Raw genomic sequence first — 12,658 nt, 5'->3', positions numbered from 1 at the left:
TGAATGAACATGAGTGAAATTGGAGAATTTTGGCGCGACATGAAACCGTTACAGAAAGAACGTAACCAAAAGAAAAAAGAATCAGATTATCATTCTAGTAAAAGGTTATTAAAAGCTCAAAAAATACAACATATTGAACATGATAATGGTCACTTTGTGGTGGCTGATAAAAATGGAGTATTTTATGACTTTTGGGCAACTACAGGGCTGTTTATCAATAGAAAAACAAAGCGAAGAGGTCGCGGCATTAAAGATCTACTTAAGTTAGTCAAATAAATAAACCTGTTGTTAGTTCATTAAATTGCAAATATTGAGAGGCGAATAAAATGGCTGACATCACTTGGATAAAAATTAAAACAGATATGTTTGACAATGAAAAAATCAAACTTATCGAACGAATGCCTGAAGGTGACATGATATTAATTATTTGGATCAAGTTACTCACTTATGCAGGTAAAGCAAACTACGGTGGTTACATTCTTTTAAGTGACCAAATACCGATGAATATCGAAGAAATGGCTATTATTTTTAACAGACCAGCAGAAAAAGTTCGGTACGCTATACAAGTTTTAGAAAAGTACAGAATGTTAGAAGTGAACGAGCAAGAAGTAGTTTTAATTAGCAACTGGGAGAAGCATCAAAACATCGACGGAATGGAAAAAATTCGCGAACAGAATCGCTTGCGAAAGCAGAAACAGCGCGAAAAAACGAAGAATAATGAGCTTCTTGAATTGGAAGAAAAAAGTCACGTGACAGTCACGCAATGTCACGCAACAGATATAGATATAGATAAAGAGAAAGAATATATATTGTCGGGTAACAAAACCGACGCTATTCCTTACAAAGAAATTATCGATTATCTGAATCTGAAAACTAACAAAAAGTACAAGCATACATCTTCGAAAACACAGACATTAATAAAAGCTAGATTGAAAGACGGGTTCAACTTAGAAGATTTCAAACAAGTAATTGATATTAAAACAGCTCAATGGTTAACAGATAATAAAATGTCATCTTACTTAAGACCAGAGACATTGTTTGGTACAAAGTTTGAAAGTTATTTAAACGAAACACCTAAGAAAGAAGTGTCTAATAACCAGGAAGAAATAAAGGCACCTAGCTATGTTAATAACATGAGCGAGAATGATCTTCTGAACATGGGGGAATGACATGCAAAACAACTTACTAGAGATGTCCATTATAGGCACAATCGTAGAGCATCCGTTTTTACTAAAAGAATCAGGTATCAACAAAGGTAACTTTGAATCCAAGATCAATGTAAATATCATCTCGGTTATAGACAAGCTCATGAACGAAGGTAAGCAAATAGAATTCGTTACATTGCTAACACACGAAACACCTGAATTTGTCGGTGGAGCTTCTTACTTGAGGAGCTGTATGGATAACTCTAATTTAGACAAATTCAACGGTCGCGTTGTTGAACTGCTAGACAAGTGGAAACAAAGAGAGACTAGAAGAATACAAACTATCGGCTTACAAGAGGGTTGGACAGCTCAAGAAGTTATCCAAAAGTTATCGGATTTAGATACTACCAGGATAGATGATCGCAAAAGCATTAAAAACGAATTAGTTAAGTATTTCGAAATGCCATTCAGTGCAACCGAAAAGGTGGATACAGGCATTGAAAGTGGAATAACAGAGCTTGATAAATTAATTGAGGGATTCAGACCGAAAGAGTTAACAATTATATCAGCTAGACCGTCCGTAGGTAAAACCGATGTAATTCTAACTATCGGTAAGAACGCTGGCCTTAGGCATATCACAACGATAGGTAAAAATCGTGTCATACCTGTTGTGTTTAGTTTAGAGATGGAAACCGAATTACTAGTCCTAAAACGTTTAATACCTTCTACGGTCGGATTTAACCGAGGTAAAACAAAGGATTTATTCAACTTGTTAACTGAGGAGCAAAAACAGAAGTGGTCTGCGGACTTAGGTTATCTAAGTGAAAGTGGATTCGAATTCTTTGATAAGCCAGGTCAAAAAGTTTCTGAAATAAGATCAAAAGTTAGGTTGCTGCAAAACGAATATCCTGATTGCGAATTTTTAGTAATGATTGATTACCTATCAATTATCAAACCTGAACAACCAGGGTTTAACCGAAACGTTGAAATTGGACAAATCACGAATGACCTGAAAACAATGGCGAAGGAATTGGGAGTACACGTTATCGTTTTATCTCAACTTTCGAGAAGTATTGAATCACGTCCTGATAAAAGACCGATGAATTCGGATTTAAGGGAGTCGGGCGAGATAGAACAAATTGCAGATATGATAATCGGCTTATATCGAGAAGGTTATTACGACGGAGAGATAAATAATCAGAACTGGCAACCATTCGAATTTTGCGTAACGAAAAACCGTAATGGTGGAGTTGGAAATGTAACTGCTGCTTATAACAGGTTTTTAGGGATTATTAAGTGACGTTAAACGAATTGTTGATGGATGCAATCAAGCAAGACGAGGAGCTTCTTGCATACTCGATATATTGGATAATCAAAAATGGTATTCAAAAAGGTACCGACTCAGCAAGTAGAATCAACTGGAATCTAGTAAACCACGAAGAAGTTAAGCAGATGAGAGAGCAAAATGAACTTAATCTACAAGTAATAAAGGTTTATTCCGCCCCGCTTGGCAACGATCAGCACATTATCGTTTTTGCCAAAGATGAAAAATCGGCAAAAGGGCACATCTATAAAGAATTAAACAGGCTACCAAATAAATTGTTCGACATATCAAGTAAAGTTGAAAAAAGCTTTTGGTTTCCTGACCAACAAAAAACAAAATCATTACGGCAGCTAAAAGAGGAAACATTGGTATTTCCAGCAACGGCAATGATTTTTGAAAAAGGGTGATAGAAAATGATCAATCGTGTCGTATTAGTCGGGAGGCTAACGAAAGACCCAGATCTTAAATATTCAGCGAACGGAATCGCAACGTGTCGCTTTACATTAGCAGTCAACCGTTCGTTCAAATCGCAGGGTGGCGAACAAGAAGCAGATTTCATTCAATGTGTTGCTTGGCGCAAACAAGCCGAGAATCTAGCGAACTTTCAGCGTAAAGGTAATTTAATAGGCGTTGAAGGGCGCATTCAAACAGGTAGTTATGAGGGGCAAGATGGTAAGCGAGTGTACACAACGGACGTTGTTGCCGACAGCATTCAATTCTTAGAGTCGAATAGAGGCGCAGGAGATGCTCAGAACGGTTCGGACAATCATTCTAATACAAATAGAGGGGGAACATCTCAAAGCCCCACAGGAAGCTTTAACAGCCCTCAAAACACACAACCAAATTACACAAGGGTAGATGAAGATCCATTCTCTAACAGTAAAGGACCGATTGAGGTTTCAGAAGATGATTTGCCCTTCTAAGGAGTGATACTTTGGACAAGTTTCTTGTTAAATGGTTGGACCGTTCAGCTGGGGGCGTAACCGATATGGAAGTGGATGCAGACAATGCAGAGGCAGCTCGCCTTAAAGTTCGCCAAATGATCGGGATTGGAAAGCCAATACTGGATGTCGTGCCAATCAAGGTGCAGAAGAACAAATACAAAAACAAAAAAGTTGAATATGACGGTATTAAATTCGATTCCAAAATGGAACGAGATTACTATATCCACCTTAAAAAGTTGCAAGCTAACGGGACAGTATACGAGTTCTTCATGCAAAAGAATTACGTTCTGATTGATGCTTACACAAGGAACGACGGAACTAAAGTTAGAGCGAGTTATTACAAAGCAGATTTTGAGGTACATTACTCCGATAATCGCATCGAAGTGATTGATATCAAAGGTATGCTGACAGATGTTTTCAAACTTAAACAGAAAATATTTGAAACGCGTTATCCGTTTGAATTGAAGCTAATAACGTTTTCAAAAAAATATGGCGGTTGGATTACGTTGCAGGATTTAGAAGAGAAACGAAAACAAAATAAACTATTAAACTCAAAGGAGAAAAAATAACATGAAAAAATTATTAGTACAAAAAGAACAATGGATCGCTTACAAAAGAGAAGAAGCAGAGGAAATCGTAAATAATGCAAAAGAAAATGACGAAATGAACATGCACAAAATTACGGAAAAGTTCAATAAAAACGGAGTTTATTTCTTGGTTGATATTCAGTACCATTACGGAACGCCAAAAGAGGTAATGGAAACTACGCCGCCAGAGAAAAACGAAGCGCCAGACGGTCAAATGAGCATGGATGAAGTACACGAAGGTGTCAAATACGAAGTTGAAGGCGACGGCACAGTGTCAGTTGCAGAAACAGAAGAAGTTACTCAATAAAAATTGAATAGAGGGCTCTATTTTTCGGAGCTCTCTTTTTTATACCCAAAAACAGTGAAAAAGGAGGATTTTACAATGTTATTCAATCGAAATTCAGTTGGAATCGGTAAAACAATTGAACAACCTTCCCAAGAATTAATCAAAAATACTTTAGGTCTTCATAACGCTTCATTAGAAGATGCTTTGAAATTTGGCGGAGATTTAACCCGTGCTGCAATCGGTGCTATGAACCTTACATTTTCAAAGAAATACATTGTTGTCGATACAAAAATCCACATGCTAATTCCTGGTATGTGCCCAGCCATTCCAGGTTGGCACACAGACGGAGTACCTAGAGGGAACACACTAGATCCAACGGTGAAGCAAGCTCCTAACATTCATGCTCAAGAGGAAATGGACAGTCCTATATTTCATTTACTCGTAACAGGCGAATCTTGTTTAACGCAATTTATTAAAGAACGAAATTTTGATTTACGAGTACCAAAAGAGCCTAGCACTCTTTTGTATAAAACTATTTCGCATCAAGTGAATGAAAAAATCGCAAATAAAGAGTTAACAACTTTTGAAGCTCCTAGTTGCACAGCGGTTAAGTGGGATTGGTGGGAAATGCATACTGGCGTTCCGGCAAAAAGTCATGAATGGAGATTTTTAATTCGAGTAACAGAAACAGATATCCAGCAACCTAAATCGGATTTACGGGATATTATTCGCACTCAACAACAAGGTTATATGCCGATAGAATTCGGGTGGTGAAGCTTATGAACATGCGAAACGGTATTCCTATTGTTCAGTCGGTGATTAATGCAAAACAACCACAGGATAGATTGTGGAAGGCCATAACAAACCCATACAAGCGATATATCGAAATGGCAATGATCGTTGATGGATGTGAAGCGAGTGTCGTTATGCCATATAAACGTAAATGGGTGCGGCAGTATATCAAAGAAGGTTGGTCAATCGTAAAGGAGTGGAGTGTTAAGTGAGGGAGATTAAGTTTCGTGCTTGGGATGAAATAGGTAAATGGATGGGTAATGTAACTAGTATTGATTTTGATGAAAGAACAATATTTATGACAACTAGATGCAGTGATGATGAAAATTGTTTCGAGCTAGATAAAACGCCAGTAATGCAGTCCACAGGCTTAAAGGACAAGAACGACAAGGAGATTTATGAGGGAGATATTGTGAAAAAAGTTGAAGCAATACCTTTCATCGATACGAGTGATATTGTTGGGGTTGTGAAATTTGTTGACGGTTCATTCCTCCTTGAATATGAGCGATGGGGCGAAAAACTAGGCTGTTATTTATTTAGTGAAACAGATGAGCATGAGATATTGGGTAATGTTCATGAAAATCCTGAATTGCTAGGTGAATAACCATGAAAATAAATGATGAAATTTTAGACCGTCTTGGCGTGTATTTTGTTTACCACAATGTACATGCCAAATACGGCATAACATTTGAAAGATTCGTAGAACAGTGGCAAAGGGGTGTGAACATTGATGGATGCTAAAATGCGGAAAAAGCGTATTGAAATCTTACTAGCTATCAACTCTATTTCAGCCAAATGTAACTGTATAAGCGCTAAAGAGTCAACTGATTGTGATAACTGTAAGGAGCTTAGAAAATTAGGAGACAAGCTCATGAAACTGCTTAATAAAAATCGTGAAGGTGGTTCTCACAAGGATAAACAATATACATTTCCGGCTGAAAGACCTAATAAAATTTTTACCGATGAAATGCTTAGTTTTTTAAAAGAAAATGCACACCTTTACACTTACAAAGAAATGGGCGAAAAGTTAGGTCTAACGGATAAACAAGTACAAACAAAATGCAGCGCTATGAATATAAAATGCAAGGTTGATAGGGATATCTATAACCTTTATGAAAACGATATTTTGATAGCGACAGGCTACATTGCTCAAATTGCTAGAGAGACTGGTATAGCAGCGTCTAATTTATCGAAATACGTTTGTGGTAAAAGGAAAAAAACTAGAAGAAGGTTGGTAAAAGTTGATGAATCTAAATGATTTCCAAGAATTATCACGTCGGACAATGCCGTTTGGTGGTAGTCCTAAAAATAACGTTGAGTATGAAAATGGTTTAACAAATTACAGTATGGGTCTAATTGGCGAATGCGCAGAAGTATTGAGTGCTGCAAATGATCGTGAAGCGATTCTAAAAGAATTAGGTGACGTTTCGCATTATGCTTTCGGACTTTTAACCTACTTGGATGAAGTGTACGACAGTGATTCACTAACTAATTATTTTGTGGATGGCTCAAGGACAGGGTTGATTGAAAAAATCATTATCCTTTCAGGTGAGATTTCAGAACAAATTAAGAAATTCGTGTTTCATCGTCATGAATTAAATTCAAATAAAATTAAATTAGCATTAAAAATGTTAATCAAAAATCTGATTGCATTGGCTGAGTTTTATGATTCTTCATTGGAACAAATTTGCGAGATGAACATCAACAAATTAAAAATTCGATATCCAGAAAAGTTTAATACTGAGGATAGTAAAAAGCGTGTGGATGTAGAGGCAACACCATGAAAATGCCTTGGCATAAACGAATTTACGCTTTGTACAAAGGGGAACAATTTATCGCAGAAGGGACAATTCGAGAGATTAGTAGAGAAACAGGTAAGTCAATTGATTTCTTGAAGTATATGACTTTTCCCATCTATGAAAAACGAAGTAAAAACGGAAAAAATCGATTGAAAATGATTTCGTTAGATGAGTAATCGAAAAATATTGTTCAGAAAAGGGGATGTGAAAAAATGAAGATAAAAGAAGTTAATTTTGAAGTACCTAAATTTACTTTTAACAAAGATTACATTGAAGCTGGATGTCCAGTAAGATATTTCGAATTCAATAAGCATGAATATTATGGTTTGGTGGCTACACATCGAGAAAAGGAAGAAATAAAAGCTAGTGCAAAAAGCCATAGAGACCAAGCGTTTAAGATCTATTACGAAACTATTGCAGGCGATTCGATAGAAAGCGTGGTTTATGAAGGTGAGCCTAACGAAATTTCAAAATCGGAAGCTTTACTTAAATTCTTGCTTGCAACTGATGCTAAAAACGAAACTGTCGGTGATTTGATTGAGGAATTTGAGTTTATCAAAAACGGCGTTGTCTTGATAGATGGCAGCTTAACTTAATAAATATTCGATAAATTATGTGCAGTAACAGGGGGTGTGTTTATTGAATCAAATAGAAGAATATTTCCATTTTTTACTTAGTACTGATTTATTTATAGTTATTATCGTTGTGTTTTTTGCTATTGCGGTTTCTAGTTTATTGCGCTTTGCAGGAAAAAAACAGGTTTTAAAGATAAAAAATAATGTTACTGAACACTTTGAGCATGTGCAGTAGAAACATACTGAAAAAGGAGATAAAAATAGATGAAAGTAGAATTTGCTTACAAGGTGCTACCAAATGCTAAGATAGCCCACGATGCAGAAGGCAATGATACAGGTGCTTATGTAAAAATTAGTTTAGATGTAAAAGAAGAATGTAGTATTTCAGAATATAATGACACACACAAGAAGTTGATTCCTTTCGTTGCTAAGAAATCTATGATAGAAGAATGCTACCTTCAACCAATTTCGTTAGAGGAATATGAAGCAGAACATACAGATGAATAACTGCACAATATGAGTATTCGTTTCAGATAAATATTGCTCAGGAGGAAGAAGAGATGACAGTTGTTAAACCTTGGTCATTTACGATGGACTATGAAACAAATGAAATTGTCATGAATGCTATTGTAGATGACAAAAAAATTCAGTTAAGAGCATGTGAAAAAGATATTAAAAGTATGCAGAGTTGGTTTGATTTAGCTAAACATATGAAGAAAAACGGTAGTACGAATATGTGATAAATATTGTGCAGTGAATAAAAGGAGGAAATATAAAATGATTTTAGGTTCAAATTGTTTAGTTTGCGTAAATAACGCCTTAGTTTTAGGGAAAGTACAAGCTGTTTATCAATATAACGTAGTTGTTGAAATATTCGGTGACAAGATAGATGAACCACAAGTAATAAGTAAAGAAAATGTGATTAGTTCAGTTTCTTCGGAAGCGTTTGAAGCAATTAAAGAACATTATCAAGTGTTAGTGAAAAAAGATTTTCAGTAATACCTAATCGAAAGAAATTGTGCAGCAAGGAGTGAGTACATGGAACAAGTAAATGTAATATCTATCAGCGGTGGCAAAGACAGTACAGCTCTTTGGTTGCACGCAATAGAACGAGATACACCAAATTTAAAAGTGGTCTTTGCTGATGTTGGTAATGAGCACCCAGAGACTTATAAATATGTCGAGTATTTAGAAAAAGAGTTAGGACCGATCACGAGAGTTAAGGCTGATTTTTCTAAGCAAATCGAACGCAAACGTGAATACGTGAATACAAAATGGCGCGAAGAAGGTATTTCAGAAACGATAATTCAAAACGCCTTAGAAATCCTTGTACCAACTGGAATACCGTATTTAGATTTATGTATGTGGAAAGGTCGTTTTCCAGCGTCACAATCGCAATTTTGCACAAAAGAGCTAAAGGTAATACCTATCTTTGACCAAATTTATATGCCTATTTTTGATGCTGGTGACGAAGTGATTAGTTGGCAAGGTATACGAGCACAGGAAAGTCGTAGGCGTGCGAAAATGGCGGAAACTGAAGAAACACCAGAAGGCTATACAATTTATAGACCATTATTAAATTGGGATGTATACGATGTATTTAAGCAACATGACAAGTTCGGTATTGAACCTAATCCATTATATAAATTAGGAATGGGACGTGTAGGTTGTATGCCTTGTATCAATTCTCGAAAAGAAGAATTGTTTGAGATTCAAAGACGATTCCCGGCTGAAGTTGAAAGAATAATAGAATGGGAACGAATTGTTTCGATGGCTTCAAAGCGTGGATCAGCTACATTTTTCACTAGCGACCATAGGGGGCATGGTGTGGAAGATATAGTTGAATGGTCAAAAACAACTTTAGGTGGTAAAACATACGATTTGTTCAAATTAACTGATGAGCTACCAGCATGCTCTAGTATGTACGGTTTATGTGAGTAGTTACTGCACACTTTGAGAAAATAAACAAACAAGGTAGGTGCTGCATATGCCTACGTTATCGCGTAGTGAAATACAGAACATCGAGAAATACTGGATTGAATACGAACAATATAAGAAGAAATTAAAATATCGCGAGTGGGAATTGTTGCATCCACATAACGATGGTGGCGAACTGGTAGGTGGTCGTAGTAACACAATTTCTGATACAACAGCCAAGAAAGCCATGGTGCTTGCTAACGATGCTTATTATCAAAATTTAAAACGCATTATTTCAACTGTGGAAGACCTATACAGGGACTTAGACGAGGATATGCGCACCATTGTGGACATGCGCTATTGGGACAAGGATGGCTGTTACGAGTGGGAGGATATTGCTGACAAGTTGTATATTTCACGACACAAAGTATTGCGTAAACGTAACATCTTAATAGATAAAACAGCAGAAAGGGTTGGGTGGGTGTAATGGATAGACATAACAATGTGTTTTACATGGCTCATATCGAAGAATACGCAAAAGGTTCAGAACGGTTAGTAAATAAAGAAAGCAATGGATTATTTGAGACTTTCAGAGATGCAAGTGACTGGCTAATAGACGAAGATATGGAGGTATTCGCTGAACAAGATTGCTTTACAAATGAGTCTGAAATATATTTTGAGTTAAATAATGGTGACGAAATATATGTCGGTTATATTGAGGAATTGCACGTGTTGGAAAAGTGAACTTGTTAACACCAGGGAAGTTCGCAAAAATCTGTAGTAAATTGATATTGTGATAGTTTTCAAAAAGCGCACGGAAATGCGTACAATAAATTTCCTTACAATAATAAGTCGTTTACTTGTACGACTACTTACAAACAAGTGTGAAGAGGCTACTAGTTATGGGTAGTCTCTTTTTATATTATTTGAGCGAAAGTGTTGAATTTTATAACATTTACCATTTAATCTATTGATAGGTTGGAAGGGGGTGTTATATATGAAAACTGAACAAATCACACCAGAGCAAATAAAAACATGGCTAACGAATAGTTATAACTCTGCAAATGATATTATTAGTATTTTAGAAGATACTTACAAAGATGATGAAAACACTCGCAAGATGTTGCTTGAACTAAAGCGTCATGTCAAAACTTTAAATTTTTTCTATTAATAATCTTTAAGGTCACATCTAACAAGGTGTGGCTTTTTATTATGCCTTGAATACTGCATATCCTATCGACCATCAAGTAATCGTAGGCGTTAATCGCGGGTGTGAATGGGGTGTGCAGTCTTGAAGATATAAAGAGCTCTGGTACAACATGTACCAGACTTATATCAGACGGTGGTTCACATTGAACTATCGTCTTTTATTATGCAGTCGAAAGCTTAACAGACTATAAAAGCTAATGAGCAAATCATTATGAATTGCGGAGGGCGAGTATATGAAGATAACTATAGAAACGATTCCATTTATTGAAAAAGCATTAGGCTTCAAATTATATGATTGGCAACGGGCTTATCTATTAGAAGAATCTTATTCAGAACCTACAGGGCGTGCGGTAGGAAGAACAACTGCGTACATTGTGAAATTGTTGTTAACTAATGACAGAGTAATCGATAGTAATAAAAATGAAGATATACAACAATATAAAGACCTTCAAAGTTCACATTACGGGGATATCTTTAAACATGAATTGCGAATGATTGATGACAAACTTACATCTGTAGGATTAAGAACGTGCTTATTGAAGCCAAAGAAGAATGTATTAAGGAACATTCAAATAGGAGTGGAAATGAACACAGACAAGCTACAACTTAAACTCAGAGCAATCTCCAAACATACAGAAGCATTAGCTGATGAGTTGGATTGGATTGATAATTCATTTACCATCAATGAACAACGTGAGCAGCACGGATTAAATCCAATCGAAGATGGTGACAAGAGACTTTGTAAGATGGAAGGGAGTGAGTAAATATGAAGGTGGCAATTGAATTATTACAGGAATCGAAACGCACTACATTAAAATGTACAGAGCGTATTGAAAAAGAAATAAATTATGCCAATGAACACCTTTCAAATTTAATCGAAGAGAAAAAGACTGCTGAAAGAACGCTAATAGAAATAGACGAGGCCTTAAATAATCTCAAAGGCGTTGAATAATATGGAACCAATCTATGTGATTGATAAAGGGGATGACACTAATGGCGAACGCAACTATCTGTGATGATTGTCAAAAGGAGATCATCGTTAGTGTAAAAGACTACGAGTATCCAGCGCATCAATTAAAAGGCTATGTCATTGAAACATATTTCCGATGTCCGCATTGTAATAAAAAATATAGCGTGATTGTTACTGATAAGCGCGCCAGAAAAATGCAAAAGGAAATCAAACAGTTTCATCTACAAATCATGAAGAATGATTATTCAGGGCTAACAGAAGAAGAGTACAAGGCGAAGATCGATGCGCAGTACGAAGTGATGGATGGTATGAAGCAAGAGCTAAAGGTCTGGACGGATAAACTTAAAGCACAAGTCCAGGAGATAGCACAATGATCAACAGCAAACCTTTGCGTCCGTGTAACAAACAAGGCTGTGCCAACCTCACACGAAATAGGTATTGTGAACAACATAAAACAGCTGTAGCCGAAAATAGAAGATACTACGATAAGTATCAGCGAAATAAAAAACATGATCGCTTTTATCATTCAAGTCCATGGATTAAATGCCGAAATTACATCAAGATTCGTGATAATGGTTTATGTCAGCGCTGTTTAACTAAAAAGAAAATTACTGTTGGAGTCATTGTCGACCACGATATTCCTTTGTCTGTCGATTGGAGCAAAAGACTGGATGAAGACAATTTAAAATTGCTATGTGATGGTTGTCATAAGAAGAAAACAGCAGAGGATTTACAGAAATACGGAAGAACGTAAGGTAGCCCCCCTCTATATTTTTCTGAAAAAATAAAAGGCTCTACACCCGATGCGCTTTTTCAGCGCAGAAAAATCCGTTTTTGAAATTTTTTTTCGGAGGTGGAAACATGCTAAAATTAAGTATCGATTAAAGGGGTGATATAAGTGAAGAGGGATATTAAAAAGTTTATAGCTGATTTAAAAGAAAACGTAGAAAACCATCGCGATTATCGGCCTACAGAATCAGATATTGAAATGTTAGAGGATGTATTGGAAGCACTTGAAGAAGCTAAGTATCAAGCTGAACATCAATGCGATTACAGTCTTAATATGATTGCCGAAAAAGTAAATAAAATATTAAAAGATTAGCTGCTCAA

At 36.2% G+C, this 12,658-nt stretch carries 27 protein-coding genes; all 27 read left to right on the top strand.

Translation table 11 applies throughout. The features are described from left to right. The first annotated feature begins 9 nt into the window (after positions 1–9). Positions 10–276: a hypothetical protein gene (locus tag ACIQZG_RS08555; RefSeq protein WP_402754752.1), complete on the top strand. Its 267-nt coding sequence runs from the start codon at positions 10–12 to the stop codon at positions 274–276. 50 nt (positions 277–326) lie between these two features. After that, complete coding sequence (locus ACIQZG_RS08550; RefSeq protein ID WP_402754751.1) at positions 327–1,169, top strand: phage replisome organizer N-terminal domain-containing protein; 843 nt, start codon at positions 327–329, stop codon at positions 1,167–1,169. 1 nt (position 1,170) lies between these two features. Then, positions 1,171–2,445, top strand: coding sequence for a replicative DNA helicase (locus ACIQZG_RS08545; RefSeq protein WP_402754750.1), 1,275 nt, complete (start codon positions 1,171–1,173; stop codon positions 2,443–2,445). A 17-nt stretch (positions 2,446–2,462) separates the two neighbouring features. Further along, a complete protein-coding gene (locus tag ACIQZG_RS08540; protein ID WP_402754749.1) occupies positions 2,463–2,876 on the top strand; it encodes a hypothetical protein in 414 nt (137 codons plus the stop codon). A gap of 6 nt (positions 2,877–2,882) precedes the next feature. Next, the gene (gene ssb, locus ACIQZG_RS08535) at positions 2,883–3,392 is read left to right on the top strand and encodes a single-stranded DNA-binding protein (protein WP_402754748.1); all 510 of its coding nucleotides are present in this window, start codon (positions 2,883–2,885) and stop codon (positions 3,390–3,392) included. Between the two features lie 11 nt (positions 3,393–3,403). Next, entirely contained in the window at positions 3,404–3,982 is a 579-nt protein-coding gene (locus tag ACIQZG_RS08530) for a DUF1064 domain-containing protein (RefSeq protein WP_402754747.1), read from the top strand. Position 3,983: 1 nt separating this feature from the next. After that, positions 3,984–4,307: an organic solvent tolerance protein OstA gene (locus ACIQZG_RS08525; protein WP_402754746.1), complete on the top strand. Its 324-nt coding sequence runs from the start codon at positions 3,984–3,986 to the stop codon at positions 4,305–4,307. Positions 4,308–4,382: 75 nt separating this feature from the next. Further along, the gene (locus tag ACIQZG_RS08520; RefSeq protein ID WP_402754745.1) at positions 4,383–5,060 is read left to right on the top strand and encodes a hypothetical protein; all 678 of its coding nucleotides are present in this window, start codon (positions 4,383–4,385) and stop codon (positions 5,058–5,060) included. Between the two features lie 5 nt (positions 5,061–5,065). Next, the gene (locus tag ACIQZG_RS08515) at positions 5,066–5,290 is read left to right on the top strand and encodes a hypothetical protein (protein WP_402754744.1); all 225 of its coding nucleotides are present in this window, start codon (positions 5,066–5,068) and stop codon (positions 5,288–5,290) included. Next, entirely contained in the window at positions 5,287–5,682 is a 396-nt protein-coding gene (locus ACIQZG_RS08510) for a YopX family protein (RefSeq protein ID WP_402754743.1), read from the top strand. Before ACIQZG_RS08515 ends, ACIQZG_RS08510 begins: the two co-directional genes overlap by 4 nt. Before the next feature lie 126 nt (positions 5,683–5,808). Continuing rightward, a complete protein-coding gene (locus ACIQZG_RS08505) occupies positions 5,809–6,336 on the top strand; it encodes a hypothetical protein (RefSeq protein ID WP_402754742.1) in 528 nt (175 codons plus the stop codon). After that, positions 6,323–6,862: a nucleoside triphosphate pyrophosphohydrolase family protein gene (locus ACIQZG_RS08500; protein ID WP_402754741.1), complete on the top strand. Its 540-nt coding sequence runs from the start codon at positions 6,323–6,325 to the stop codon at positions 6,860–6,862. The genes ACIQZG_RS08505 and ACIQZG_RS08500 overlap by 14 nt, the downstream gene beginning before the upstream one ends. Further along, a complete protein-coding gene (locus tag ACIQZG_RS08495; RefSeq protein ID WP_402754740.1) occupies positions 6,859–7,053 on the top strand; it encodes a hypothetical protein in 195 nt (64 codons plus the stop codon). The genes ACIQZG_RS08500 and ACIQZG_RS08495 overlap by 4 nt, the downstream gene beginning before the upstream one ends. 36 nt (positions 7,054–7,089) lie before the next feature. Beyond that, positions 7,090–7,473, top strand: coding sequence for a hypothetical protein (locus ACIQZG_RS08490; RefSeq protein WP_402754739.1), 384 nt, complete (start codon positions 7,090–7,092; stop codon positions 7,471–7,473). Positions 7,474–7,516: 43 nt separating this feature from the next. Then, positions 7,517–7,687: a hypothetical protein gene (locus ACIQZG_RS08485; protein WP_402754738.1), complete on the top strand. Its 171-nt coding sequence runs from the start codon at positions 7,517–7,519 to the stop codon at positions 7,685–7,687. Between the two features lie 29 nt (positions 7,688–7,716). Continuing rightward, the gene (locus ACIQZG_RS08480; protein WP_402754737.1) at positions 7,717–7,959 is read left to right on the top strand and encodes a hypothetical protein; all 243 of its coding nucleotides are present in this window, start codon (positions 7,717–7,719) and stop codon (positions 7,957–7,959) included. A 53-nt stretch (positions 7,960–8,012) separates the two neighbouring features. Next, a complete protein-coding gene (locus ACIQZG_RS08475) occupies positions 8,013–8,192 on the top strand; it encodes a hypothetical protein (RefSeq protein ID WP_402754736.1) in 180 nt (59 codons plus the stop codon). 37 nt (positions 8,193–8,229) lie between these two features. Continuing rightward, a complete protein-coding gene (locus ACIQZG_RS08470) occupies positions 8,230–8,451 on the top strand; it encodes a hypothetical protein (RefSeq protein ID WP_402754735.1) in 222 nt (73 codons plus the stop codon). A 39-nt stretch (positions 8,452–8,490) separates the two neighbouring features. Continuing rightward, complete coding sequence (locus ACIQZG_RS08465) at positions 8,491–9,393, top strand: phosphoadenosine phosphosulfate reductase domain-containing protein (RefSeq protein ID WP_402754734.1); 903 nt, start codon at positions 8,491–8,493, stop codon at positions 9,391–9,393. Positions 9,394–9,439: 46 nt separating this feature from the next. Continuing rightward, positions 9,440–9,856, top strand: a complete 417-nt coding sequence (locus ACIQZG_RS08460; RefSeq protein WP_402754733.1) for a transcriptional regulator — start codon at positions 9,440–9,442, stop codon at positions 9,854–9,856. Next, positions 9,856–10,113, top strand: coding sequence for a hypothetical protein (locus ACIQZG_RS08455; RefSeq protein WP_402754732.1), 258 nt, complete (start codon positions 9,856–9,858; stop codon positions 10,111–10,113). The genes ACIQZG_RS08460 and ACIQZG_RS08455 overlap by 1 nt, the downstream gene beginning before the upstream one ends. 253 nt (positions 10,114–10,366) lie before the next feature. Continuing rightward, positions 10,367–10,540: a hypothetical protein gene (locus ACIQZG_RS08450; protein ID WP_402754731.1), complete on the top strand. Its 174-nt coding sequence runs from the start codon at positions 10,367–10,369 to the stop codon at positions 10,538–10,540. A gap of 271 nt (positions 10,541–10,811) precedes the next feature. Further along, on the top strand, positions 10,812–11,342 hold the full coding sequence (locus ACIQZG_RS08445; protein ID WP_402754730.1) for a hypothetical protein: 531 nt from the start codon (positions 10,812–10,814) through the stop codon (positions 11,340–11,342). 2 nt (positions 11,343–11,344) lie between these two features. Further along, positions 11,345–11,530: a hypothetical protein gene (locus tag ACIQZG_RS08440; protein ID WP_402754729.1), complete on the top strand. Its 186-nt coding sequence runs from the start codon at positions 11,345–11,347 to the stop codon at positions 11,528–11,530. A gap of 41 nt (positions 11,531–11,571) precedes the next feature. Beyond that, positions 11,572–11,922 (top strand): hypothetical protein, encoded by a 351-nt coding sequence (locus ACIQZG_RS08435; protein WP_402754728.1) that lies wholly within the window; start codon positions 11,572–11,574, stop codon positions 11,920–11,922. Further along, positions 11,919–12,302 (top strand): HNH endonuclease, encoded by a 384-nt coding sequence (locus ACIQZG_RS08430; protein ID WP_402754727.1) that lies wholly within the window; start codon positions 11,919–11,921, stop codon positions 12,300–12,302. The genes ACIQZG_RS08435 and ACIQZG_RS08430 overlap by 4 nt, the downstream gene beginning before the upstream one ends. Before the next feature lie 144 nt (positions 12,303–12,446). After that, positions 12,447–12,650 carry a hypothetical protein gene (locus tag ACIQZG_RS08425; protein ID WP_402754726.1) on the top strand — a complete coding sequence of 68 codons (204 nt, stop codon included), beginning with the start codon at positions 12,447–12,449 and terminating at the stop codon, positions 12,648–12,650. The last annotated feature ends 8 nt before the right edge of the window (positions 12,651–12,658 follow it).

The organism is Lysinibacillus sp. NPDC096418 (assembly GCF_044762775.1).
GTDB lineage: Bacteria > Bacillota > Bacilli > Bacillales_A > Planococcaceae > Lysinibacillus.
The sequence above is the reverse complement of the archived record's forward strand: the minus strand, read 5'-3'. Positions and strand labels throughout refer to the sequence as shown.

What these genes read in the sequence shown, in the direction of transcription:
- ACIQZG_RS08515 (WP_402754744.1), top strand. Translation starts at nt 5,066, where the DNA reads ATGAACATGCGAAACGGTATTCCTATTGTTCAGTCGGTGATTAATGCA.
- ACIQZG_RS08525 (WP_402754746.1), top strand. Translation starts at nt 3,984, where the DNA reads ATGAAAAAATTATTAGTACAAAAAGAACAATGGATCGCTTACAAAAGA.
- ACIQZG_RS08495 (WP_402754740.1), top strand. Translation starts at nt 6,859, where the DNA reads ATGAAAATGCCTTGGCATAAACGAATTTACGCTTTGTACAAAGGGGAA.
- ACIQZG_RS08475 (WP_402754736.1), top strand. Translation starts at nt 8,013, where the DNA reads ATGACAGTTGTTAAACCTTGGTCATTTACGATGGACTATGAAACAAAT.
- ACIQZG_RS08480 (WP_402754737.1), top strand. Translation starts at nt 7,717, where the DNA reads ATGAAAGTAGAATTTGCTTACAAGGTGCTACCAAATGCTAAGATAGCC.
- ACIQZG_RS08540 (WP_402754749.1), top strand. Translation starts at nt 2,463, where the DNA reads ATGGATGCAATCAAGCAAGACGAGGAGCTTCTTGCATACTCGATATAT.
- ACIQZG_RS08445 (WP_402754730.1), top strand. Translation starts at nt 10,812, where the DNA reads ATGAAGATAACTATAGAAACGATTCCATTTATTGAAAAAGCATTAGGC.
- ACIQZG_RS08450 (WP_402754731.1), top strand. Translation starts at nt 10,367, where the DNA reads ATGAAAACTGAACAAATCACACCAGAGCAAATAAAAACATGGCTAACG.
- ACIQZG_RS08455 (WP_402754732.1), top strand. Translation starts at nt 9,856, where the DNA reads ATGGATAGACATAACAATGTGTTTTACATGGCTCATATCGAAGAATAC.
- ACIQZG_RS08505 (WP_402754742.1), top strand. Translation starts at nt 5,809, where the DNA reads ATGGATGCTAAAATGCGGAAAAAGCGTATTGAAATCTTACTAGCTATC.
- ACIQZG_RS08500 (WP_402754741.1), top strand. Translation starts at nt 6,323, where the DNA reads ATGAATCTAAATGATTTCCAAGAATTATCACGTCGGACAATGCCGTTT.
- ACIQZG_RS08520 (WP_402754745.1), top strand. Translation starts at nt 4,383, where the DNA reads ATGTTATTCAATCGAAATTCAGTTGGAATCGGTAAAACAATTGAACAA.
- ACIQZG_RS08550 (WP_402754751.1), top strand. Translation starts at nt 327, where the DNA reads ATGGCTGACATCACTTGGATAAAAATTAAAACAGATATGTTTGACAAT.
- ACIQZG_RS08555 (WP_402754752.1), top strand. Translation starts at nt 10, where the DNA reads ATGAGTGAAATTGGAGAATTTTGGCGCGACATGAAACCGTTACAGAAA.
- ACIQZG_RS08460 (WP_402754733.1), top strand. Translation starts at nt 9,440, where the DNA reads ATGCCTACGTTATCGCGTAGTGAAATACAGAACATCGAGAAATACTGG.
- ACIQZG_RS08490 (WP_402754739.1), top strand. Translation starts at nt 7,090, where the DNA reads ATGAAGATAAAAGAAGTTAATTTTGAAGTACCTAAATTTACTTTTAAC.
- ACIQZG_RS08465 (WP_402754734.1), top strand. Translation starts at nt 8,491, where the DNA reads ATGGAACAAGTAAATGTAATATCTATCAGCGGTGGCAAAGACAGTACA.
- ACIQZG_RS08435 (WP_402754728.1), top strand. Translation starts at nt 11,572, where the DNA reads ATGGCGAACGCAACTATCTGTGATGATTGTCAAAAGGAGATCATCGTT.
- ssb (WP_402754748.1), top strand. Translation starts at nt 2,883, where the DNA reads ATGATCAATCGTGTCGTATTAGTCGGGAGGCTAACGAAAGACCCAGAT.
- ACIQZG_RS08430 (WP_402754727.1), top strand. Translation starts at nt 11,919, where the DNA reads ATGATCAACAGCAAACCTTTGCGTCCGTGTAACAAACAAGGCTGTGCC.
- ACIQZG_RS08545 (WP_402754750.1), top strand. Translation starts at nt 1,171, where the DNA reads ATGCAAAACAACTTACTAGAGATGTCCATTATAGGCACAATCGTAGAG.
- ACIQZG_RS08470 (WP_402754735.1), top strand. Translation starts at nt 8,230, where the DNA reads ATGATTTTAGGTTCAAATTGTTTAGTTTGCGTAAATAACGCCTTAGTT.
- ACIQZG_RS08440 (WP_402754729.1), top strand. Translation starts at nt 11,345, where the DNA reads ATGAAGGTGGCAATTGAATTATTACAGGAATCGAAACGCACTACATTA.